The sequence below is a fragment of the Achromobacter sp. ACM01 genome (assembly GCF_014851745.1).
Lineage (GTDB): Bacteria > Pseudomonadota > Gammaproteobacteria > Burkholderiales > Burkholderiaceae_B > Achromobacter > Achromobacter aegrifaciens.
The window spans coordinates 1-23426 of record NZ_JACVAF010000015.1 but is presented as its reverse complement, the minus strand read 5'-3'; the positions used below and the strand labels follow the sequence as shown (position 1 = coordinate 23426).

At 63.1% G+C, this 23426-nt stretch carries 18 protein-coding genes, 1 tRNA gene and 1 pseudogene; 4 read left to right on the top strand and 16 right to left on the bottom strand.

The features are described 5' to 3' along the window. The 5 genes from IB268_RS30795 to IB268_RS30775 form a co-directional block, all read right to left on the bottom strand. Window positions 1-280, bottom strand: a 280-nt coding sequence (locus tag IB268_RS30795; protein WP_255509620.1) for a GTP-binding protein, incomplete at its 3' end; no start/stop codon positions are given. A gap of 76 nt (window positions 281-356) precedes the next feature. Beyond that, window positions 357-2459, bottom strand: coding sequence for an elongation factor G (gene fusA, locus IB268_RS30790; protein ID WP_054459383.1), 2103 nt, complete (start codon window positions 2457-2459; stop codon window positions 357-359). 18 nt (window positions 2460-2477) lie between these two features. Continuing rightward, a complete protein-coding gene (gene rpsG / locus IB268_RS30785) occupies window positions 2478-2948 on the bottom strand; it encodes a 30S ribosomal protein S7 (RefSeq protein ID WP_006216561.1) in 471 nt (156 codons plus the stop codon). Window positions 2949-3114: 166 nt separating this feature from the next. Beyond that, window positions 3115-3492 (bottom strand): 30S ribosomal protein S12, encoded by a 378-nt coding sequence (gene rpsL, locus IB268_RS30780; protein WP_005017264.1) that lies wholly within the window; start codon window positions 3490-3492, stop codon window positions 3115-3117. 550 nt (window positions 3493-4042) lie between these two features. Continuing rightward, window positions 4043-4633: a response regulator transcription factor gene (locus tag IB268_RS30775; RefSeq protein ID WP_370528727.1), complete on the bottom strand. Its 591-nt coding sequence runs from the start codon at window positions 4631-4633 to the stop codon at window positions 4043-4045. A gap of 383 nt (window positions 4634-5016) precedes the next feature. On the opposite strand from IB268_RS30775, the gene IB268_RS30770 reads away from it, so the two are divergent. The 3 genes from IB268_RS30770 to IB268_RS30760 are packed head-to-tail and all read left to right on the top strand — an operon-like array spanning window position 5017 to window position 9208. Next, on the top strand, window positions 5017-5733 hold the full coding sequence (locus IB268_RS30770; protein WP_054459379.1) for a response regulator transcription factor: 717 nt from the start codon (window positions 5017-5019) through the stop codon (window positions 5731-5733). Window positions 5734-5766: 33 nt separating this feature from the next. After that, the gene (locus IB268_RS30765; protein ID WP_054459377.1) at window positions 5767-6876 is read left to right on the top strand and encodes a FecR domain-containing protein; all 1110 of its coding nucleotides are present in this window, start codon (window positions 5767-5769) and stop codon (window positions 6874-6876) included. A 10-nt stretch (window positions 6877-6886) separates the two neighbouring features. Beyond that, entirely contained in the window at window positions 6887-9208 is a 2322-nt protein-coding gene (locus tag IB268_RS30760) for a CHASE2 domain-containing protein (RefSeq protein ID WP_192355299.1), read from the top strand. 12 nt (window positions 9209-9220) lie between these two features. Here the strand turns inward: IB268_RS30760 and IB268_RS30755 are convergent, their stop codons facing one another. Further along, the gene (locus IB268_RS30755) at window positions 9221-10489 is read right to left on the bottom strand and encodes a serine/threonine protein kinase (RefSeq protein WP_125470761.1); all 1269 of its coding nucleotides are present in this window, start codon (window positions 10487-10489) and stop codon (window positions 9221-9223) included. Window positions 10490-10644: 155 nt separating this feature from the next. Between IB268_RS30755 and IB268_RS30750 the strand changes: the two genes are divergently transcribed. Continuing rightward, window positions 10645-11040, top strand: coding sequence for a TssQ family T6SS-associated lipoprotein (locus tag IB268_RS30750; protein WP_054459372.1), 396 nt, complete (start codon window positions 10645-10647; stop codon window positions 11038-11040). 108 nt (window positions 11041-11148) lie between these two features. Here the strand turns inward: IB268_RS30750 and rpoC are convergent, their stop codons facing one another. The 10 genes and pseudogenes from rpoC to IB268_RS30700 form a co-directional block, all read right to left on the bottom strand. Next, the gene (rpoC, locus tag IB268_RS30745) at window positions 11149-15393 is read right to left on the bottom strand and encodes a DNA-directed RNA polymerase subunit beta' (RefSeq protein WP_054459370.1); all 4245 of its coding nucleotides are present in this window, start codon (window positions 15391-15393) and stop codon (window positions 11149-11151) included. Further along, window positions 15393-19505, bottom strand: coding sequence for a DNA-directed RNA polymerase subunit beta (gene rpoB / locus IB268_RS30740; RefSeq protein ID WP_054459368.1), 4113 nt, complete (start codon window positions 19503-19505; stop codon window positions 15393-15395). Before rpoB ends, rpoC begins: the two co-directional genes overlap by 1 nt. Before the next feature lie 163 nt (window positions 19506-19668). Continuing rightward, window positions 19669-20049: a 50S ribosomal protein L7/L12 gene (rplL, locus tag IB268_RS30735; RefSeq protein WP_042795892.1), complete on the bottom strand. Its 381-nt coding sequence runs from the start codon at window positions 20047-20049 to the stop codon at window positions 19669-19671. An 81-nt stretch (window positions 20050-20130) separates the two neighbouring features. After that, window positions 20131-20655 carry a 50S ribosomal protein L10 gene (gene rplJ / locus IB268_RS30730; protein WP_054459366.1) on the bottom strand — a complete coding sequence of 175 codons (525 nt, stop codon included), beginning with the start codon at window positions 20653-20655 and terminating at the stop codon, window positions 20131-20133. A gap of 249 nt (window positions 20656-20904) precedes the next feature. Further along, window positions 20905-21603 (bottom strand): 50S ribosomal protein L1, encoded by a 699-nt coding sequence (rplA, locus tag IB268_RS30725; protein ID WP_054459364.1) that lies wholly within the window; start codon window positions 21601-21603, stop codon window positions 20905-20907. A 2-nt stretch (window positions 21604-21605) separates the two neighbouring features. After that, on the bottom strand, window positions 21606-22037 hold the full coding sequence (gene rplK, locus IB268_RS30720; protein ID WP_006389587.1) for a 50S ribosomal protein L11: 432 nt from the start codon (window positions 22035-22037) through the stop codon (window positions 21606-21608). Between the two features lie 66 nt (window positions 22038-22103). Then, complete coding sequence (gene nusG, locus IB268_RS30715) at window positions 22104-22637, bottom strand: transcription termination/antitermination protein NusG (protein ID WP_006389586.1); 534 nt, start codon at window positions 22635-22637, stop codon at window positions 22104-22106. Window positions 22638-22646: 9 nt separating this feature from the next. Next, the gene (secE, locus tag IB268_RS30710) at window positions 22647-23027 is read right to left on the bottom strand and encodes a preprotein translocase subunit SecE (protein ID WP_054459362.1); all 381 of its coding nucleotides are present in this window, start codon (window positions 23025-23027) and stop codon (window positions 22647-22649) included. 64 nt (window positions 23028-23091) lie between these two features. Beyond that, window positions 23092-23167, bottom strand: a tRNA-Trp gene (locus IB268_RS30705). 132 nt (window positions 23168-23299) lie between these two features. Further along, window positions 23300-23426, bottom strand: a pseudogene (locus tag IB268_RS30700) (elongation factor Tu); the annotation flags it as partial.

Below are 23426 nucleotides of genomic sequence, written 5' to 3'. Positions count from 1 at the left end.
TGATCATGTTCTTCACATAGTCAGCGTGGCCCGGGCAGTCAACGTGCGCGTAGTGACGCGCTTCCGTTTCGTACTCGACGTGAGCCGTGTTGATCGTGATGCCGCGAGCCTTTTCTTCAGGAGTCGCGTCGATCTGGTCGTAGCCCTTGGCTTCGCCGCCGAACTTGTTCGACAGAACGGTCGTGATGGCCGCCGTCAGGGTGGTCTTGCCGTGGTCAACGTGGCCGATGGTGCCGACGTTCACGTGCGGCTTGGTGCGTTCAAACTTGCCTTTTGCCATGATCTCTATCCTTTGACTTTCAAGGAAATTTCGATATTTGCCGCGCCGCCTTTTGGGCGGACGCGGCGAGGGTTATTTACTTGGCCCGAGCGGCGATGACTTCGTCAGCGACGTTCTTGGGAGCCTCGGAGTAATGCTTGAATTCCATCGTGTACGTGGCACGACCTTGCGTCAGCGAACGCAGGTTCGTGGCGTAACCGAACATCTCGGCCAGCGGAACTTCGGCCTTGATGGTCTTGCCGCCGCCAACCATGTCGTCCATGCCCTGAACCATGCCGCGACGCGAGGACAGATCGCCCATCACGGTGCCAGCGTAGTCTTCAGGCGTTTCGACTTCAACGGCCATCATCGGTTCCAGCAGCACGGGGCTGGCCTTGCGCAGACCTTCCTTGAATGCCATGGAGCCGGCCATCTTGAACGCGTTTTCGTTCGAGTCCACGTCGTGGTACGAACCGAAGAACAGCGTGACCTTGACGTCGACGATCGGGTAGCCAGCCAACACGCCCGAAGGCAGCGTTTCCTGGATGCCCTTGTCCACCGCGGGGATGTATTCGCGAGGAACCACACCGCCCTTGATGGCGTCCACGAATTCGTAGCCACCGCCAGGAGCCAACGGCTCGACCTTCAGAACCACGTGACCGTACTGACCGCGACCGCCCGACTGCTTGACGAACTTGCCTTCAACTTCGTCGCAGGTCTTGCGGATGGTTTCGCGGTAAGCCACCTGCGGCTTGCCGACGTTCGCTTCCACGCCGAATTCGCGCTTCATGCGGTCAACCAGAATTTCCAGGTGCAGTTCGCCCATGCCGGAAATGATGGTCTGGCCGGATTCTTCGTCGCTGCGCACGCGGAACGACGGATCTTCCTGCGCCAGGCGCGACAGCGCCAGGCCCATCTTTTCCTGGTCAGCCTTGGACTTGGGTTCCACGGCCTGCGAAATCACGGGCTCGGGGAACTCCATGCGCTCCAGCGTCACGTGCGAATCGACATCGCACAGCGTTTCGCCGGTGGTCACGTCCTTCAGGCCCACGACGGCGGCGATGTCGCCAGCCAGAACTTCCTTGATTTCCTCGCGGTTGTTCGCGTGCATCTGCAGAATGCGGCCGATACGCTCCTTCTTGCCCTTGATCGGGTTGAACACGGTGTCGCCCGACTTCAGGACGCCCGAGTACACGCGGACAAAGGTCAATTGGCCGACGAACGGGTCGGTCATCAGCTTGAACGCCAGCGACGAGAACTTCTCGCCGTCGTCAGCTTGACGCAGGACTTCGTTGCCGTTGTCATCGGTGCCTTCGACCGGCGGAATATCCACGGGCGACGGCAGGTAGTCGATGACGGCGTCGAGCATGCGCTGCACGCCCTTGTTCTTGAAGGCGGTGCCGCACAGCATCGGCTGGATTTCGCCGGCGATGGTGCGCTGACGGATGGCCAGGTTGATCTCGGCTTCTTCCAGCGAGCCGGTCTCGAGGTACTTGTTCATCAGTTCCTCGGACGACTCGGCGGCAGCTTCGACCAGCTTTTCGCGCCATTCTTCAGCCGCGCCTTGCAGTTCGGCCGGAATGTCTTCGTAGTCGAACTTGATGCCTTGGCTGGCTTCGTCCCAGATGATCGCCTTCATCTTGACCAGGTCGATCACGCCCTTGAACGTGTCTTCGGCGCCGATGGGGATCACGACGGGGACGGGGTTCGCGCGCAGGCGGTTCTTCAGCTGGTCATAGACCTTGAAGAAGTTGGCGCCGGTGCGGTCCATCTTGTTGACGAAGGCCAGACGCGGCACGCCGTACTTGTTGGCTTGGCGCCACACGGTTTCGGACTGGGGCTGAACACCGCCCACCGCGCAGTAGACCATGCAAGCACCGTCCAGGACGCGCATGGAACGTTCCACCTCAATGGTGAAGTCCACGTGTCCCGGGGTGTCGATGATGTTGATGCGGTGTTCGGGATAGTTCTTGGCCATGCCACGCCAAAACGCCGTCGTAGCAGCCGACGTAATGGTGATGCCACGCTCTTGCTCTTGTTCCATCCAGTCCATGGTGGCTGCGCCATCATGCACTTCGCCAATCTTGTGATTGACGCCGGTGTAGAACAGGATACGTTCGGTCGTGGTGGTTTTCCCTGCATCGATGTGCGCAGAGATACCAATGTTGCGATAGCGCTCGATCGGGGTTTTGCGGGCCATGGTGGGTTAGTCCTTAAATTACCAGCGGAAATGGCTGAAGGCCTTGTTGGCCTCTGCCATCTTGTGCGTGTCTTCGCGCTTCTTCATCGCGGCGCCACGACCTTCGGAGGCGTCGATCAGTTCGCCAGCAAGACGCAGATCCATCGACTTCTCGCCACGCTTCTTGGCGGCTTCACGGAGCCAACGCATAGCCAGGGCCAGGCGGCGCACGGGGCGCACTTCAACCGGCACTTGGTAGTTGGCACCGCCAACGCGGCGGCTCTTCACTTCGACGATCGGCTTGATGTTGTTGATCGCCAGGCTGAAAACTTCGATCGGCTCCTTGCCGGTCTTGGTTTGCACTTGCTCGAGGGCGCCGTAAACGATGCGCTCGGCGACGGCCTTCTTGCCGTCCAGCATGACGACGTTCATGAACTTGGCGAGTTCGACGCTGCCGAACTTGGGATCGGGCAGAATCTCGCGCTTGGGTACTTCGCGACGACGGGGCATTGTTGCTTCCTTGTGTCTGTTCAGTTGAACCGTGTTTCATTACACGGCCATGGCCGTCCATGGAGACGACCCCTTACGTGCCGCGCACATTCCCATCATCTGGATGGCGCGGTCGCACTTCCCTAGTGACGGACTTCCGCCACGCGGGGGTACTGCTGACTCGTTATTAAGCCTTCTTCGGGCGCTTGGCGCCGTACTTCGAGCGGGCTTGCTTACGATCCTTGACGCCTTGCAGGTCGAGGGAACCGCGCACGATGTGATAACGCACACCGGGCAAGTCCTTCACACGACCGCCACGCACCAGAACCACCGAGTGCTCTTGCAGGTTGTGGCCTTCACCGCCGATGTACGAAATGACTTCGTAACCGTTGGTCAGACGCACTTTGGCAACCTTACGCAGAGCGGAGTTCGGCTTCTTGGGGGTGGTGGTGTACACGCGAGTGCACACGCCGCGGCGTTGCGGGCAGTTTTCGAGCGCGGGGCTCTTGCTTTTGATGATGCTGACTTCGCGCGGCTTGCGCACGAGTTGGCTAATGGTAGGCATGACCTTTGAAATCCCTTTTACGTACCACTGGGTAAGTACTTACGTACTCGTCTCCTCAAGCAGTGAACTTTCGGAGAAGGCAGTTCGCGCAAAACCGCCTCAAACGTTCGTATACGTAAAAGAGCGGGCTTGCCAACAAACTATGACAAAACGCACAAAGCTGGATGCCGTGGAGCGACGACGCCGGAAGGACCCGATGCCGCGAAGCCGTGTGGCTTGGAAGATGAAAGGCTCGTGACGCACCCCGTTCCCAGACACCGTACTTCTGAACCCTACCGCGGCCAGTTTTTGCGCGCGAAATAAAGCAGTAAGCCCTTTAGCATAACTGAGATAAAGGCTTGCTGTCAAAGAAAATTGTAAGGCCAGCGACGTGGCGTGTTGCCGGCAGAAGACCGCCCGTTCGGCGGCGCTCGCGGAAATTAGGGCCACATATGCCGAAAAACGGAAGCGGAAATTGGGGCCACTGATCGTGACGAACCGCGGGAAAACGATAGGCGGACTTTCCGGCAGCAGCTGGCGCCAGGCACGCCAACCAGTGTACCCGCCCGCGTTACTGATCGGCGAACAGGTAGCCGCTGCCGTAGACCGTGCGGATCGGCAGCATCACCCCGGCCAGCTCGGCCTTGCGGCGCAAGCGGCTGACGATCACGTCGATGCTGCGCGAACCGCTGGCGCGCACCCCGCCGCCTTCAACCTGCAGCTCGTCGCCCAATTCAGTCCGGCCCACGGCCTTGCCCGCGACTTCCAGCAGCGAGCGCACGATCAGGCGTTCGTTGGCGGAGAGGGAGATGGTCGCCCCCGAGGGCGCCGCCAGGGTCCAGCCCTGGTCTCGCAGTTCCCACTGCCCGTTCTGGGCGGCCTCGGCCACGGACGCCGCGTCCTGCCCCGCGGGCAAGCGGCGCGCCAGGGACAGCAGGATGCAGGCCAGCTCGCGCGGATCCTGCGGATCTGGCAGACAGGCGTCTGCGCCGCTTTGCAGGCAGCGCAGGCGGCTATCCACCGACATGCCGCGCCCCGTGACCACGATGCCCATCGACGACGAGCCGTGCAGGCGCGCCACCAGGGCGTAGCCGATTTCACCCAAGGTCCCGACATCCAGGACCACGACGTCATAGCCGCCGCCGTTGAGCAATCCAAACAATTCGAGAGACGTCGAGCAACCGCGTGCAGAAATACCAGCTTGCAGCAATGCGGACACGGCAATGCCGCGAGCGGCCTCGTCCGGTGACATCATAAGTATGCGCAATTGATTCATATCTGTTCCATCCGACCAACAACCTCGACCGGCTCCGCCCCCGCCGTACTGCGGAGGGGAGAACGATTGAGACAGTGTGGCGCGTTGTTACGCAACAACTCCAGTCAAGATTCGTCAACTTTGCAATGTTTGACAGTTCTTGCCATAACGTAGCCAGCCGGGGCCCCTCCCGAGTTATCATTCGTTTACACCTATATATTCCTTTCTCATCTTGCAGTAGGGCGCCATAGCGCGCGCTTGCGTAGCAAACCTTCGCGAGAACACGTCTGATGAAAATCGCGTCGCTGGAAGACGACCTGGATCAAGCACGACGCATCCAGCAAGTTCTGACCACTGCCGGATACGACTGCACCAGTTATCAGCAAAGCCGGGATCTGCTGGCCGCGCTACGCACTGAGCATTTCGACCTGGTGCTGCTGGACTGGCATCTGCCCGACATCGACGGTGACGATGTGGTGCGGTGGCTGCGTGCCAATATCGGCCCGCGCATCCCGGTCATCTTCCTGACCAACCGGTCCAGCGAAGACGATCTGGTGGAAGGCCTGCGCGCGGGCGCGGACGACTACATCGTCAAACCGTTGCGCCCCCTGGAGCTGCTGGCCCGGGTGGCGGCCTTGCTGCGCCGCAGCCAGATTGCCGAGCCTGCGAACGATGCCTTCGACGTAGCGCGTTATCGCATCGAACCCGCCGCCCGCAGCATCACCCTGGATTCCGCGGTTGTGCCGCTCGCCCCCAAGGAATTCGAACTGGCGCTGCTGTTTTTCCGCAATGTCGGCCGCCTCATGTCCCGCGACGTGCTGGCTGAATGTGTATGGAACCGGGAAATTCCGGCCACCTCGCGCACCCTGGACACCCACTTGTCGAACATCCGGCAAAAGCTCCAGCTGCGTCCGGAACATGGCGTGCGTCTTACGTCTTCATATGCGTTGGGCTACCGGCTTGAGCTGATCAGCTCGCCGGAAGACATCGCAGTCAATCCGCAGTAAGCGCCTGCGCGCATCCCTGGAGAATCGAGAGTCATGAGCCGCTGCCGCGCGCTTTCTTTGCTTGCCCTGATGTCCTGCCTGACGTTGATGGCGCCGGCGCGCAGCCAGCCTGCCGGCGCGCTCGGAGATGATTTCATCTACCGCATACGGCAAGGCGATACGCTGATCGACCTGGCGACCCGCTATACGCACAAGCCGGCCAACTGGAACCAGTTGCAGACCCTGAACAAGGTCGTCACGCCCGAAACGCTGCCCATCGGGCTGGAGTTGCGCATTCCGCTGTCCATGATTCCCGTACGGCCCGCCGACGCCCGCGTCGTGCACGTCAGCGGCCAGGCGAACGTCGATGGCAAGCCCCTGCGGGCCGGCGATACCGTGGCCGAAGGCAGCACGGTCGGCACCGCCGCCAACGGCTTCGTGACGCTGGAGCTGGCCGATGGTTCCAAGCTGACGCTGCCGGCTGGCGGTTCGGTCGAATTGACGCGCCTGCGCCAGTTCGAAGGCACGGCGCTGACGGATTCCGTCGTCCAGGTGCAAAAGGGCGGCGTGGAATCGACCGTGGCACCGTCCGGACAGGGCGTGGGCCGCTTCGAAGTCCGCACGCCGGTCGCAGTCACCGGCGTGCGTGGCACGCGCTTCCGCGTACAAAGCGGCGCGCAAGGCGTGCACAGCGAAGTGCTGGAAGGCAGCGTGCGGCTGCAGCCCCACGCCCCCGGATCGGCCCCGGCCAAACCCGTGGCGGTGGCCACGGGCTACGGTGCGGCGGTCGGCGCGGACGGCGTCGTCTCGGGCATGCGCGCGCTGCTGGATGCGCCGCAACTGGGCACGCCCACGCGTGCGGGCGGCGGCGCCTGGACCGCTGACGTCTCGCCCGTGTCCGGCGCACAGAGCTATCTGGTGCGCGTCTCGCGCGATGCCGAAGGCGCGTTGCCGGTATCGTCGACGAGCTTCCCCACCAACGACATCCGCTTTACGGCGCCCGGTCCCGGCACCTACTACGTGTCCGTGCGCGCGGTGGATGACCTGGGCCTGAACGGGCGCGACGCGATCGCAACCTTCGAGGGCGCGAACATGCTCCTGACCTCCGACGGCTCGGGCGTCGCCAGCGGCACGGGCGGCCTGATCACGCTGACCGATTACTAGAGCCCGCCCCATGGCCGACGCCGATCCGCAGGACCGGACCTCGCGCTCAGGGCTGTGGCTGACTGTGGCTTTGGCGGCGCTTGCCGCCATCCTGGGCGCCTTCAACGGCCTGGGCCGTTTCGACCAGATTCTTTATGACCGCGCCTTGTCGGTAACCGGGCGCGCCGCCGATCCCGATATCCTGATCGTCGCGATAGACGATGACAGCGTCAAGGCGCTGGGCCATTGGCCCTGGCGGCGCGCGGTCCACGCGGCGCTGCTGGACCGGCTGCAGGGCGCTCGAGCCGTGGCTCTGGACCTGATCTTCGCCGAACCGGACATGGCCAATCCGAACGACGACCGCATTCTGGCCGACAGCATCCGGCGCCACGGACGGGCCGTCCTGCCGGTCGTATTGGACCGGCTCGACCGCCCTTCCGCCGTCAACGAACCCATCCCCGGCGTGGCGCAGGCCGCCGCCGCGAAAGGCTTCATCAACGCGCGCATCGACCCGGATGGCGTGGTGCGCGAAGCCACCCTGACCGCGCGGCTTGGAGACCGCCGCTGGAACCATCTGGCCTTGGCCATGCTGGACGTCGGCGGCGAACCGGAATCCGCGCAAAAACTGTTGAAACGCGCCGCGCCTGACGGCAGCATCCTGATCCCCTACGCCGGCCCCACCGCGCATACGCGCACCGTGTCCTACCTGTCCGTGTTGCGCGGCGATCTGTCGCCGGAGGATCTGCGCGGCAAGTACGTGCTGGTCGGCGCCTGGGCCACCGGCCTGGGCGACGCTTACCCGACACCGGTATCGCATGACGTCAGCGGCATGTCGGGGGTGGAGATCATCGCCAACCTGCTGCACGCCGCGCGCGACGACATCGCCTATCGGCTGCCGCCCGCCTGGTGCAACGCGCTGTTTGCGGCGCTGCCCGTGCTGCTGGCCTGCCTGGCCCTGTGGCGGCTGTCGCCCAAGCGGGCCCTGCTGGTCAGCCTGGCGCTGTTCGCCCTCATCCTGCTGACGGCGCTGCTGCTGCTGGCCTATGCCTATGTGTGGTTCGCGCCGGCCGCGGCCCTGCTGGGCGTGACGCTGTGCTATCCGCTCTGGAGCTGGCGCAGCCAGGAGGCCGCGCTGCGCTACATGGACAACGAGCTGCGTCGCCTGCAGCGCGAGTACCCGCCGGTGCTGAACGAAGCCGGCGCCCAGGGCGCGGGACCCAGCGTGTCGCTGGAGAGCCGCGTCGGGGAGCTGCGCCGGGCGCTGGCCCGAGTGCGCAACCTGCGCCGCTTCCTGGCCGACGGCCTGGACGGCATGCCGGACGCCACGCTGGTTTTCGATCAGGACGGCCGCATGCAATTCCGCAACCAGGCGGCGGTCATGTATTTCCAGCGGCTGGGCATGCGCCCTCCCCGCGTCGGCCGCCCGGCCGCGCACCTGCTCGAGAAGACCATCTCCGATCCTGCCACGCGCCAACGCGTCGCCGAAGCGCTCAGCGGCCAAGGCCCGGTCGCCGCGTCATCGCCCTGGAGCGCCGACCTGGAAATACGCGACCACGCGGGGCGCGACCTGATCCTGAAATGCGCGCCCATCCATACCGCCGAAGGCAACTTCGCCGGCACCGTCACCACGCTGACGGACATCTCGCGCATCCGCCAAGCCGAACGCCAGCGCGAGGAAACCCTGCGCTTCATCTCGCACGACATGCGCGCGCCTCAAAGCTCGATCCTCGCGCTGGTCGAAATGAAACAGGAAAGCGGCTCCGCCGAAGACCAGGGTGAAACCCTGGGCCGCATCGCCGCGCTGGCCAACCGTACGCTGCGCCTGGTCGACGACTTCGTGCATCTGACCCGTGCCGAGTCGATGACGATCAGCGCAGTAGAGCTGGATCTAGGCAGCCTGCTCCAGGACGCCGTGGACGAGTTCTGGGCCTCGGCGCAGAAGCGCGGCATCGAACTCGCCCTCGCGCTGCCGCTGCCCGCCGCCTACGTCCGCGGCGATCAGACCCTGCTCATGCGCACGCTGTGCAATCTGATCGACAACGCCATCAAATACAGCCCGGCGGACACGCGGATCGAATGCGGCATCGACGAGGAACCCGGCTTCTGGCGCGTCAATATCCGCGATCAGGGCCAGGGTATCGCAGCGCAGGATCTGGCCCGCTTGTTCGAGCCGTTCTCGCGCGTGGGTGTGGAAACCCGCGGCGATGTCGGTGGCGCGGGCCTGGGCCTGGCATTCGTGCGCACGGTGGCCGAACGCCACGGCGGATCGGTCGAGGTCAGCAGCGAGCTGGGCGTGGGTTCGGTCTTCACGCTGCGCCTGCCGATGGCGCCGGAGGAGATGCCCGCGGCATAGCCGCGGCGATCCTTATTGGAAGACGTGCGAGATCACGGCGGGCTTGCCCGCCTTGACCTCCAGCGTCATGCGGTACGGGGGCAGATCGGCGTTGCGCAGTACCACCTGGTACTTGCCGGGTATCAGCCGCAGTTCCTTGACGGGTGGACTGATGCCCCGCGCCACGCCGTTGATCCAGACCTCGCCCCAAGGGCGGATGTCCAACCGCACCAGCACGGGAACCGGCTTGGGCTTGGGAGCCTCTTCGGCCACGGCGGGAGTCTCGGCCGGCGCGGCCGCGGGCGGAGTTGACGTAGTCCCAGACGCCTCGGCGGGCACCGCCGGCTGAGCCGGGGTGTCGCTCTGAGCGGGCGCGCTTCCCGCGATTGGGGGTTGAGGCGCGGTTTCCTGCGGGGTTCGAACCTCCGGCAGCGATGGCGGCACCGCAGACGCGGCGCCCGGCGCCGGTGGCGATGGCGGCGGCAGGGGATGCACCGCCGGCGGGTTCGGCTGGACCACTTCGGACCGGGTAATCAGCGCATTCGGCGCGCCCATTCCCGACTCGAACCAGGCGTAAACGCCCGCGCCGATCAACGCCACGATGAGCAGCAGAACCAGCAGGGGATGGCGTCCGCGCGCAGGTTGATGCGCTGCGGCGGCAGCGGCGGGCGCCGCGCGCGAAGCCGGCGCCGGAATCACCGGGTCCGGCGCCGTTTCGACCGGCGCGGCGATGCCCAGCATGCCTGCCAGGTCGGCCAGCGTCTGCGGGCGGTCGGCGGGCGCCATGGCCAGGCCGGCGTCGATCACTGCCAGGAAGTCCTGGCTGTACTTCGGCAAACCCAGGGACGCAAGCGGCTCGTAGGTATCTTCCGCCCGGCGTTCAGGCGCCGGAGCGGGCTTGCTGCCGATGACCAGCGTATGCATCACCGCGCACAGGGCGTAGATGTCGCTCCAGGGGCCGCGCGGCCATTCCATCGAATCCGTGTAGAGTTCGAACGGCGCAAAACCCGGGGTCGGCGTGCGGGTAGCGCGGCGCGAACGCGCCACGACCAGTTCAGGCACCAGATGGGCACGGGCGTTTTCGTCCATACCCACCGTATCCAGCGAAATATCGCCGCAGATTTCACCTTGGGCATGCAGCGCCATCAAGGACGGCAGCAGATCGGACAAAAGCCGCTTGATGCGGGTTTCCGGCACTCCCCCCGCCGTGCTGGCGGCGATGGCGCTCAGCGGACGCAGTGCAAGCGGCGCGGCGCCGGAAAAGGGGCCACGCGGCGTCAGGAGGCCGGCGGAAGAAGACATGATCGGGACTGCGCTGTCGCGCGACAGCTGAATTAACTATGGAATAAGGCGAATATTATCCAATCCGCACCGCAAGGACATTGCCGAAAATGTCCGAGCGCATCAGGCTGTGGCACGATAGCGTACCGCTAAACCCCTCTACACCTTTGGAAGCCATGAAAATTCGCGTTCTGAGTAGTCTGCTCGGCTTATCGGCCCTGCTGGCGGGCTGCGCCGGCGTCTCATCCCAAAAGCCGGAAGCGCCTCCCACCGCGGAAGCCCTGGACCAGCTGCAGCAGGTACGCGACAAATACAGCGCCGGCCGCTACGGAGAAGTCATCCGCGGCGTCGCCACCTCCGACGCCCTGGCCACCTCCACCAAGGCCGTACGCATCGAGGCCTACAAGCTGCAGGCGTTCAGCTACTGCGTAAGCAAGTATCCGCGGCTGTGCGAAGACAGCTTCGCCCGCATTCTGGCGCTGGACCCCGCTTTCGAACTGGCGCCCAACGAAGCCGGCCATCCCGTCTGGGGGCCCGTGTTCCGGCACGCGCAGGCGCAGGTCGCAAAGTAAGCTCCCCTGCGCCAGACAAAAAAAGGCCGCTGATTCGCATCAGCGGCCTTTTTGATTCCGGGCATGCCGCGCCGGACTGCGCGCGGCATCCCTGCCGGGTGCTTCCGCTTATTCGGCGGAATCCTCGGCGCCCAGATCGGAAGCCGGCGTTTCCGCATCCGAGCCCACCGTGACCGGCGAGTCTTCGAACGGGTTGGCCAGCTGGCGGGCTGCTTCGCGTTCCGCAGCCTCCAGCGCTTCCTTGTCCTTGCGGGCATGGTGGTAAGCCAGGCCGGTACCTGCCGGGATCAGGCGGCCGACGATGACGTTTTCCTTCAAGCCGCGCAGGTCGTCGCGCTTGCCCATGATGGCGGCTTCGGTCAGGACCCGGGTGGTTTCCTGGAACGAAGCGGCCGAGATGAACGAGTCGGTCGACAGCGAGGCCTTGGTGATACCCAGCAGCACGTTGTCGTAGCTGGCGGGACGGCGGTCTTCAGCCGTGACGCGGTCGTTCTCGTTCAACAGCTCGGAGCGCTCGACCTGCTCGCCCGGGATGAACTCGGTATCGCCGGCGTCGACGATGTTCACGCGACGCAGCATCTGGCGGACGATCACTTCAATGTGCTTGTCGTTGATCTTCACGCCCTGCAGACGGTACACGTCCTGCACTTCGTCGACGATGTAGGTCGCCAGCTTCTCGATGCCTTGCAGGCGCAGGATGTCGTGGGGATCGGCCGGGCCGTCCACGATCATTTCGCCCTTGTTCACCACTTGGCCGTCGTGCACCAGAACCTGCTTTTCCTTCGGAATCAGGAACTCGTGGCTCACGCCTTCCAGGTCGGTGATGACCAGACGCTGCTTGCCCTTGGTGTCCTTGCCGAACGAGACCGTGCCGGTGACGTCGGCGAGCATGCCGGCATCCTTCGGCGAACGGGCTTCGAACAGCTCGGCCACGCGCGGCAGACCGCCGGTAATGTCGCGGGTCTTTTGCGATTCTTGCGGAATACGCGCCAGAACTTCACCCACAGCAACCTGCTGGCCATCACGCACGGTGATCAGCGCGCCCACCGGGAACGAGATGTTCACCGAGTGATCGGTGCCGGCGATCTTGACGTCTTCGCCATTCTCGTTGACCAGCTTGATCTGCGGACGCATGACGATCTTGCCGCCACGGGTCTTCGGCGTGATGACGACGAGCGTCGACAGGCCGGTGACTTCGTCCACCTGCTTGGCAACGGTCACGCCTTCTTCGATGTTCTCGAAGCGGACGGCGCCGCCGTATTCCGACACGATCGGACGGGTCAGCGGATCCCAGGTCGCCAGGCGCGCGCCAGCCTTCACGGCTTCGCCATCGCCCACCAGCACGGTCGCGCCGTACGGGATCTTGTGGCGTTCGCGTTCGCGGCCGTTGTCGTCGAAGATCGCCAGTTCGCCGGAGCGCGAGATCGCCACGCGTTCGCCCTTGGCGTTCGTGACGTAGCGCATCGTGCTGGCAAAACCGACGGTACCGCTGGACTTGGTTTCCACCGCGCTGGCCAGGGCCGAACGCGATGCCGCGCCACCGATGTGGAACGTACGCATCGTCAGCTGCGTGCCCGGTTCACCGATGGACTGGGCGGCGATGACGCCAACCGCTTCGCCCTGGTTGACCGGCGAGCCGCGGCCGAGGTCACGGCCGTAGCAGTGCGCGCACAGGCCATGGCGCGTTTCGCAAGTCAGCGGCGTGCGGACCTTGACTTCGTCCACGCCGATGCGGTCGATGGTGTCGACCATGTCTTCGTCCAGCAGGGTGCCGGCGACGATGGCCGTTTCCTGCGTGTCCGGGTTGACGATATCGACAGCAGCCACACGACCCAGGATGCGATCGCGCAACGGTTCGATGACTTCACCGCCTTCGACCAGGGCCTTCATGTTGTAGCCCTGCGAGGTGCCGCAATCGTCCTCGGTGATCACCAAGTCTTGCGTCACGTCGACCAGACGACGGGTCAGGTAGCCCGAGTTGGCGGTCTTCAGTGCCGTATCGGCCAGACCCTTACGCGCGCCGTGAGTCGAAATGAAGTACTGGAGTACGTTCAGGCCTTCACGGAAGTTCGCGGTAATCGGCGTTTCGATAATCGAGCCGTCCGGCTTGGCCATCAGGCCGCGCATACCGGCCAGCTGGCGGATCTGGGCGGCCGAACCGCGGGCGCCCGAGTCAGCCATCATGTAGATGGAGTTGAACGATTCCTGGCGCACTTCCTCGCCGTGACGGTTGATCACGGGCTCGGTGGCCAGTTGTTCCATCATCGCCTTGCCGACCTTGTCGCCGGCCTTGCCCCAGATGTCCACCACGTTGTTGTAGCGTTCCTGGGACGTGACCAGACCCGACGAGTACTGCTTGTCGATTTCCTTCACTTCGCGGCTGGCTTCGGCCAGGATGCCTTCCTTGGCGGTCGGGATCAGCATGTCGCCCATGGCGATGGAGATACCGCCGCGCGTGGCCAGGCGGAAGCCCGACTGCATCAGCTTGTCAGCGAAGATCACGGTGTCGCGCAGGCCGCAGCGGCGGAACGACTGGTTGATCAGGCGCGAGATTTCCTTCTTCTTCAGCGCCTTGTTCAGCACCGTGAAGGGCAGGCCCTTGGGCAGGATTTCGGACAGCAGCGCGCGGCCGACCGTCGTCTCGTGACGGCGGATCACCGGCTGCCATTCGCCGTTCTCGTCGCGCTCGTGTTCCTTCAGACGCACGGTGATGCGCGACTGCAGTTCGACTTCGCCGTTGTCGTAGGCGCGCTGCACTTCAGCGACGTCGGTGAAGAAGATGCCTTCGCCGCGGCCGTTGATGCGCTCGCGCGTCGTGTAGTACAGACCCAGCACGATGTCCTGGGACGGCACGATCGACGGTTCGCCGTTGGCCGGGAACAGCACGTTGTTGGAGGCCAGCATCAGCGTGCGCGCTTCCAGCTGGGCTTCCAGCGACAGCGGCACGTGAACGGCCATCTGGTCACCGTCGAAGTCGGCGTTGAACGCCGCGCAAACCAGCGGGTGCAGCTGGATCGCCTTGCCTTCGATCAGGACCGGCTCGAACGCCTGGATGCCCAAACGGTGCAGCGTGGGCGCACGGTTCAGCATGACCGGGTGTTCGCGGATGACTTCTTCCAGGATGTCCCAGACCACCGGTTCCTGGCTTTCCACCAGCTTCTTGGCAGCCTTGATGGTCGTGGCCAGGCCCATCATCTCCAGACGATTGAAGATGAACGGCTTGAACAGTTCCAGGGCCATCAGCTTGGGCAGGCCGCACTGATGCAGCTTGAGCTGCGGACCCACCACGATGACCGAACGGCCCGAGTAGTCGACGCGCTTGCCCAGCAGGTTCTGACGGAAACGACCGCTCTTGCCCTTGATCATGTCGGCCAGGGACTTGAGCTGGCGCTTGTTGGCGCCGGTCATGGCCTTGCCGCGGCGACCGTTGTCCAGCAGCGAGTCGACGGCTTCCTGCAGCATCCGCTTTTCGTTGCGCAGGATGATTTCCGGAGCCTTCAGCTCCAGCAGGCGCTTCAAGCGGTTGTTGCGGTTGATGACGCGGCGGTACAGGTCGTTCAGGTCGGAGGTCGCGAAGCGGCCGCCGTCCAGCGGCACCAGCGGACGCAGGTCCGGCGGCAGCACGGGCAGCACTTCCATGACCATCCACTCGGCCTTGATGCCGGACTTCTGGAAGCCTTCCAGCACCTTCAGGCGCTTGGAGATCTTCTTGATCTTGGCTTCCGAGCTGGTGGCCTTCAGTTCGCCGCGCAGCGTTTCCACTTCGCGGTCGATGTCGATGGTGCGCAGCAGTTCGCGCACGGCTTCCGCACCCATCAGGGCACGGAAGTCGTCGCCGTACTCTTCGGTCTTGGCGAGGAAATCGTCATCCGACATGATCTGGCCGCGCTTGAGCGGCGTCATGCCGGGTTCGATCACGCACCAGGCTTCGAAGTACAGAACGCGTTCGATGTCGCGCAGGGTCATGTCGAGCACCATGCCCAGACGCGACGGCAGGCTCTTCAGGAACCAGATGTGCGCGACGGGGCTGGCCAGCTCGATGTGGCCCATGCGTTCACGGCGAACCTTGGCGACGGTGACTTCCACGCCGCACTTTTCGCAGATCACGCCGCGATGCTTCAGGCGCTTGTACTTGCCGCACAAGCACTCGTAGTCTTTGATCGGGCCAAAGATCTTGGAGCAGAACAGGCCGTCGCGCTCGGGCTTGAACGTACGGTAGTTGATGGTCTCGGGCTTGCGAACTTCGCCGTAGGACCACGAACGGATCTTCTCGGGCGAGGCGATGCCGATCTTGATGGCATCGAACTGCTCGTCTTGCGAGACTTGCTTAAAGAGGTCGAGTAGCGCTTTCATTAGTTACGCTCCAAATCCATGTCCAGGGCCAACGAGCGGATTTCCTTGACCAGCACGTTGAACGATTCCGGCATGCCGGCGTCGATGACGTGATCGCCCTTGACGATGTTTTCGTATACCTTGGTACGGCCGGTGATGTCGTCGGACTTCACCGTCAGCATTTCCTGCAGGGTGTAGGCGGCGCCGTATGCTTCCAGCGCCCACACTTCCATTTCCCCGAAACGCTGACCGCCGAACTGCGCCTTGCCGCCCAGAGGCTGCTGGGTAACCAGCGAGTACGGGCCGGTCGAACGCGCGTGCATCTTGTCGTCGACCAAGTGGTGCAGCTTCAGGTAGTGCATGTAGCCGACCGTGACCGGACGCTCGAACTGCTCGCCGGTGCGGCCGTCGTACAGCCACGCCTGCGTGCGCGAAGGCGTCAGCGCCATGCGCTTGGCGACTTCGTCCGGATAGGCCAGTTCCAGCATCGTGGTGATTTCCTCTTCGGTCGCGCCGTCGAAGACGGGCGTCGCGAACGGCACGCCGTTCTTGAGGTTCTGGGCCATTTCCATGACTTCTTCGTCGGTCAGCTCGTCGATGCGCGCACCGGTGCCGGTCGTGTTGTAGACCTTGTCCAGGTATGCGCGGACGTTCTTGACCTGCGCAGTGCGCTCGTCGCGCAGCATGTCGGCGATGCGGTGGCCCACGCCCTTGGCAGCCCAGCCCAAGTGCACTTCCAGCACCTGGCCGACGTTCATCCGCGAGGGCACGCCCAGCGGGTTCAGAACGATGTCGGCCGGCGTGCCGTCAGCCATGTGCGGCATGTCTTCCACCGGGGTGATGCGCGAGACCACGCCCTTGTTGCCGTGACGGCCTGCCATCTTGTCGCCAGGCTGCAGACGACGCTTCACGGCCAGATAGACCTTGATCATCTTCAGCACGCCCGGGGGCAGCTCGTCGCCTTGCGTCAGCTTCTTGCGCTTTTCTTCGAAAGCCAGGTCGAACTGGTGGCGCTTCTGCTCCAGCGATTCCTTGGCCTGCTCCAGCACGACGGCGTGCGGCTCGTCGGCCAGGCGGATGTCGAACCACTGCCAGCGGTCCAGATCAGCCAGGTATGCCTTGGTGATCGTGGCGCCCTTGGCCAGCTTGCGCGGGCCGCCGTTGACGGTCTTGTTGACCAGCATCTTTTCGATACGGTCGAACTGGTCGTTTTCAACGATGCGCAGCTGATCGTTCAGGTCCTGGCGATAGCGGCGCAGTTCATCGTCGATGATGGACTGGGCGCGCTTGTCGCGCACGATGCCTTCGCGCGTGAACACTTGCACGTCGATCACGGTGCCGGTCATGCCCGAGGGCACGCGCAGCGAGGTGTCCTTAACGTCGGACGCCTTTTCACCGAAGATGGCGCGCAGCAGCTTTTCTTCCGGCGTCAGCTGGGTTTCGCCCTTGGGCGTGACCTTGCCGACCAGCACGTCGTCGGCGCTGACTTCGGCGCCGATGTACGTGATGCCCGAATCGTCCAGACGGTTCAGTTGCGTCTCGGCCAGGTTGCTGATGTCGCGCGTGATTTCTTCCGGACCCAGCTTGGTGTCGCGGGCGACGACCGTCAGTTCCTCGATGTGGACCGAGGTGTAGCGGTCATCGGCAACAACCTTTTCGGAGATCAGGATCGAGTCTTCGAAGTTGTAGCCGTTCCAGGGCATGAACGCGATCAGCATGTTCTGACCCAGGGCGAGTTCGCCCAGGTCGGTCGATGCGCCGTCAGCCAGCACGTCGCCCTTGGCGACCTTGTCGCCACGCTTGACGATGGGACGCTGGTTGATGTTCGTGTTCTGGTTGGAACGGGTGTACTTGATCAGGTTGTAGATGTCGACGCCGACTTCGCCAGCGACGTTTTCTTCATCGTTCACGCGGATCACGACACGCTCGGCATCGACGTGGTCGACCAGGCCGCCACGCAGGGCTTGCACGGTCGTACCCGAGTCAACGGCCACGGTGCGCTCGATGCCCGTACCCACGACCGGCTTTTCCGGACGCAGGCAAGGCACGGCCTGACGTTGCATGTTGGCGCCCATCAGCGCGCGGTTCGCGTCGTCGTGCTCCAGGAACGGAATCAGCGAGGCGGCGACCGACACGATCTGCGACGGGGCAACGTCCATGTAGTGCACGTTGGCCGGGGCGGTCAGCATGGTTTCGCCGGCTTCGCGGCAAGCCACCAGGTCGTCCACGAAGCGGCCTTCCTCGTCCAGCGCGGCGTTGGCCTGCGCAATGACGTAGTGGCTTTCTTCGATGGCCGACAGGTAGTCGATCTGCTCGCTGACCTTGCCGTCGATGATCTTGCGGTAAGGCGTTTCCAGGAAGCCGTACTCGTTCAGGCGAGCGTACAGCGCCATGGAGTTGATCAGGCCGATGTTCGGGCCTTCCGGCGTTTCGATCGGGCAGACGCGGCCGTAGTGGGTCGGGTGCACGTCGCGGACTTCGAAGCCGGCGCGCTCGCGGGTCAGACCGCCCGGGCCCAGTGCGGAAACGCGGCGCTTGTGCGTGATTTCCGACAGGGGGTTGGTCTGGTCCATGAACTGCGACAGCTGGCTCGAACCGAAGAACTCCTTGATGGCAGCCGAGATCGGCTTGGAGTTGATCAGGTCGTGCGGCATCAGGTTTTCCGTCTCGGCCTGGCCCAGACGTTCCTTGACGGCGCGCTCGACGCGCACCAGGCCGGCGCGGAACTGGTTCTCGGCCAGTTCGCCGACGCAACGCACGCGACGGTTGCCCAGGTGATCGATGTCGTCGATCTGGCCACGGCCGTTACGCAACTCGACCAGCACCTTGATGGTTTCAAGGATGTCTTCGTTGGTCAGCGTCATCGGACCGGTGATGTCTTCACCACGGCCCAGACGGCTGTTGACCTTCATGCGGCCGACGCGCGACAGATCGTAGGTTTCTTCGCTGTAGAACAGACGCTGGAACAGCGCTTCCACCGCTTCTTCGGTGGGCGGTTCGCCAGGACGCATCATGCGGTAGATGGCAACGCGCGCGGCCATCTGGTCGGCGGTTTCATCGGTGCGCAGCGTTTGCGAGATGTACGGGCCGCGGTCCAGGTCGTTCGTGTAGAGGGCCTGGATGTCGTGCACGTTGGCGGCGCGCAGGGCGCCCAGCACGCTTTCCGTGATTTCGTCGTTGGCGTTGGCGATGACTTCACCGGTGTCCGGGTCGACGATGTTCTTGGCCAGCACGCGGCCATACAGGAAGTCTTCCGGCACGGAGATGCGCTGGATGCCGCCGGCAGCCAGGTCGCGCAGATGCTTGGCGTTGATGCGCTTGTCTTTTTCGACGATGACCTTGCCGCTACGGTCGCTGATGTCGAAACGGGCCATTTCGCCCTTCCAACGCTCAGGAACGAATTCCATCATCGCGCCTTCGCTCTTCAATTCGAAGTTGTCGAAGTCGAAGAAGTTGGCCAGGATCGATTCCGGCGTCATGCCGATGGCCTTGCACAGGATCGTGACGGGCATCTTGCGGCGACGGTCGACGCGGAAGAACAGGACGTCCTTCGGATCGAATTCGAAGTCCAGCCACGAGCCGCGGTAAGGAATCACGCGGGCCGAGAACAAGAGCTTGCCGGAGCTGTGGGTCTTGCCGCGGTCGTGCTCGAAGAACACGCCAGGCGAGCGGTGCAGCTGCGAAACGATGACACGCTCGGTGCCGTTGATGACGAAGGAACCCGTGCCCGTCATGAGCGGAATTTCGCCCATGTAGACTTCCTGTTCCTTCACTTCCTTCACGGTGGGCTTGCTGACTTCGCGGTCAAGCAGCACCAGGCGGACCTTGGCTCGCAGGGGCGAGGCATAGGTCAGGCCACGTTGCTGACATTCCTTGACATCGAACACCGGTTCGCCGAGCACATAGCTCACGAACTCCAAGCGCGCCATACCGTTGTGACTAACGATCGGGAAAATCGACGAGAACGCCGCCTGCAAACCGTCGGCTACGCGATCGGACGGGGCGGTATCCGCCTGCAGGAAAGTTAGGTAGGATTGAAGCTGTGTCGCCAACAGGAAAGGAACGTTTTGAACGTCTTCACGCTTGGCGAAGCTTTTGCGGATGCGCTTTTTTTCGGTGTACGAGTAAGGCATGAGCACTCCGACTCGAGGTTGCATGGGCCGTCAACCACGGCCCCAGGTGATACGACTCCAGGAAACCCCCCTGTAAAGGGCATACCCCCAGTAGGGGTTTCCTGGAAACGCAAAAGCCCGGGGACTGCAAACTGCGCTGTCCCCGGGCAAATTGACGCAGGTCTTACTTGACTTCGACCTTGGCGCCAGCTTCTTCCAGCTTCTTCTTGGCGGCTTCGGCGTCAGCCTTGGCCACAGCTTCCTTGACGGGCTTCGGAGCGCCGTCGACCAGGTCCTTGGCTTCCTTCAGACCCAGACCGGTCAGCTCGCGCACGGCCTTGATGACGCTAACCTTGTTGGCGCCGGCGTCGGTCAGGACAACGGTGAACTCGGTTTGCTCTTCAGCGGCGGCGGCAGCGCCACCAGCAGCGGGAGCAGCGACAGCGACAGCGGCGGCAGCAGCCGACACGCCGAACTTCTCTTCCATTTCCTTGATCAGCTCGGACAGCTCGAGCACGGTCATGCCAGCGATGGCGTCAAGGATTTCAGCTTTGTTAAGTGCCATTTTTCAGAACTCCAAATATTTTGGTAATGCCAGGGTTTGGGTGTCGCTCGGTCGTTCAGCGAATTCCGGACAGCAGGGCGATTAAGCCGCTGCCTTCTGGTCGCGCACGGCGGCGAGGCCACGGGCGAACTTGGTCGGAACTTCGTTGAGCGTACGCACGAATTGCGCGATGGGGGCTTGCATGGTGCCCAGCAGCTTCGACAGCAACTCTTCGCGCGAGGGCATGGTGGCCAGGGCCTTCACGCCTTCTTGGTTCAACAGGCTGTTGGGCAGCGAGCCCGCCTTGATGACCAGCTTGTCGTTGCTTTTCGCGAAACCTGCGAGGACCTTGGCCGCCGCGACCGGATCAGCGCTGATGCCATAGATCAGCGGACCGGTCAGTTGCTCAGCCAACGGCTCGAAAGCCGTGCCGGCAACAGCACGACGGGCCAGCGAGTTCTTCAGAACACGCAGATACACGCCCGATTCACGCGCAGTTTTGCGCAGTACGGTGACAGAGGCGACGTCCAGACCACGGTACTCAGCGATAACAATCGATTGGGCCTTGGCGACTTCTGCCGAGACTTCCTCGATCACCACCGCTTTCTCTTGACGATTGAGACTCACGGTTTGAACACTCCATCAAAAGACGCCTGGGGCCTGAGCCTTGCGCGTCAACCGAATGCGGCGCCTGGTCGAGTTCTTCGTGTAAAGAAATCTTCCTGGGGACGCCGTCTACGCTGGATCCGAACCTTACGGGCTTCGGTATTAAGCGGAGGGGTCCGGTACTGCTTGAACCACCCTGCTCCAGCGGTCTTTGACAGCAACATCCGGAGGAATCCGGATGCAGCCCAAAGTACGTTTACAGCTATCGGCTTAGTTGGCCGACAGCGAGGCAATTTCCACGCGCGCACCGCCGCCCATCGTGGACGAAACGGCCAGCTTGCGCAGGTAAATGCCCTTGGCAGCTGCGGGACGAGCCTTTTGCAGGGCGTCGACCAGAGCGGCCAGGTTGGTTTGCAGCTGTTCCACGCCGAACGACGCGCGGCCGATCGTTGCGTGGATGATGCCAGCCTTGTCGGTGCGGTACTGAACCTGACCGGCCTTGGCGTTCTTGACAGCGGTAGCGACGTCCGGGGTCACGGTGCCGACCTTCGGGTTCGGCATCAGGCCACGGGGGCCCAGGATCTGACCCAGGGCACCCACGACACGCATCGTGTCGGGCGAGGCGATGACCACGTCGAAGTCCATTTGACCGGCCTTGATCTGGTCAGCCAGGTCGTCCAGACCGACGATGTCGGCGCCAGCGGCCTTGGCGGCTTCAGCCTTGTCGCCTTGGGCGAACACGGCCACGCGAACCGACTTGCCGGTGCCGGCGGGCAGAACGACCGAGCCGCGAACCAGTTGGTCCGACTTCTTCGGGTCGATGCCGAGCTGCACGGCCACGTCAATGGATTCATTGAACTTGGCGACGGCGGTTTCCTTGACCAGGGTCAGGGCTTCAGCGACCGGATACAGCTTGGTGCGGTCGATCTTCTGCGCAATGGCGGCGGCGCGCTTGGACAGTTTTGCCATGATTAGATCCCCTCAACCGTGATGCCCATGCTGCGGGCGCTGCCAGCGATCGTACGCACGGCGGCGTCCAGATCAGCGGCGGTCAGATCGGGGCCCTTGGCCTTGGCGATCTCTTCAGCTTGAGCGCGGGTCAGCGTGCCGACCTTGTCGGTATGCGGCTTGGACGAACCCTTTTGCACGCCGGCGGCCTTCTTGATGAGGACCGTCGCGGGCGGGGTCTTCATGATGAAGGTGAAGCTCTTGTCGGCGAAGGCGGTGATCACCACCGGAATCGGCAGACCAGGCTCCATGCCTTGGGTCTTGGCGTTGAACGCCTTGCAGAATTCCATGATGTTCAGGCCACGCTGACCCAGGGCCGGGCCAATCGGGGGGGAGGGGTTAGCCTTACCAGCCGGCACTTGCAGCTTGATAAAGCCGACGATCTTCTTCGCCATGCTTTGCTCCTTGCGGGTTATATCGCTCCTGGGCGTTCAGGCCTGGGAGCTCCCCGGGGGTTGAAATTAGGTCTTTTCGACCTGACTGAAATCGAGTTCGACAGGCGTGGCGCGACCAAAAATGGTGACAGACACGCGCACCTTGCTCTTTTCGTAATTGACTTCTTCGACGTTGCCGTTGAAGTCTGCAAACGGACCTTCCTTGACCCGAACCATCTCGCCCACTTCGAACAGGATCTTGGGGCGGGGTTTCTCGACGCCCTCTTCCATCTGGGAGAGGATCTTCTCGACTTCCTTTTCGGAAATCGGGGTCGGACGGTTGCCCGAGCCACCCAAAAACCCGGTGACGCGGTTGGTGTTCTTGACCAGGTGCCACGTTTCGTCGGTCAGGTCCATTTCAACCAGGACATAACCGGGGAAAATGCGGCGCTCGGTGATCGACTTCTGGCCACCCTTGACCTCGACGACTTCCTCGGAGGGCACAAGAATGCGGCCAAAAGACGTTTGCAGGCCCGCGCGCTCGATGCGCTCGTTCAGGGCCTTGTGTACGCTTTTTTCCATGCCGGAGTACACATGGACGACATACCAACGCTTACTCATTCGCCGTCCTTATTTCCAGCCCAGCAACAGGCCGTAAAGAATCCATTCGATGCCCTTGTCGAGCACCCACATGAAAAGGCCCATGACCGCCACAAACGCGAAAACGATACCCGTCATCTGGGTCGTTTCCTTGCGCGTGGGCCACGAGACACGCTTGACTTCGTTGTAGGACTCGCTGGCGAAGCTCAGGGTGCGGCGGCCGGGTTCGCTGAACCAGGCGATCACGGCTGCGATCACTAGGCCGCCGACGAATACGCCGATACGTGCAGGCATCGGTTGCGCGCTGAGCACGGAGAACCCGACGATGCCAGCAATAACGACAAGAACCGCCAGCCCGAGCTTCACCCGGTCGGCGGTACTGGTTACGGTTTCTACGCTGGTATTAGACATATTGCGACGCGAGCCGCCGTGAATGCGTAACTCGCGATGATCTCCCGCGGGTTTATCCTGGCGGTGGCAGGGGCAGTAGGAATCGAACCTACAACCTTCGGTTTTGGAGACCGACGCTCTGCCAATTGAGCTATGCCCCTAAAACACTACACTTGCACTACACAGCTGCTTCCGCCTACATGCAACAACTTGCGGAACCATACATCATACTACTTTTACAGCAAAGATGGATAGAGGGACTTTAGAGTCCACTCTACCCATCCGGGTATTGCTTACTTCAGGATCTTGGCGACGACGCCGGCGCCGACGGTACGACCGCCTTCACGGATGGCGAAACGCAGGCCTTCTTCCATGGCGATGGGGGCCAGCAGCTTGACCGTCATGGCCACGTTGTCGCCC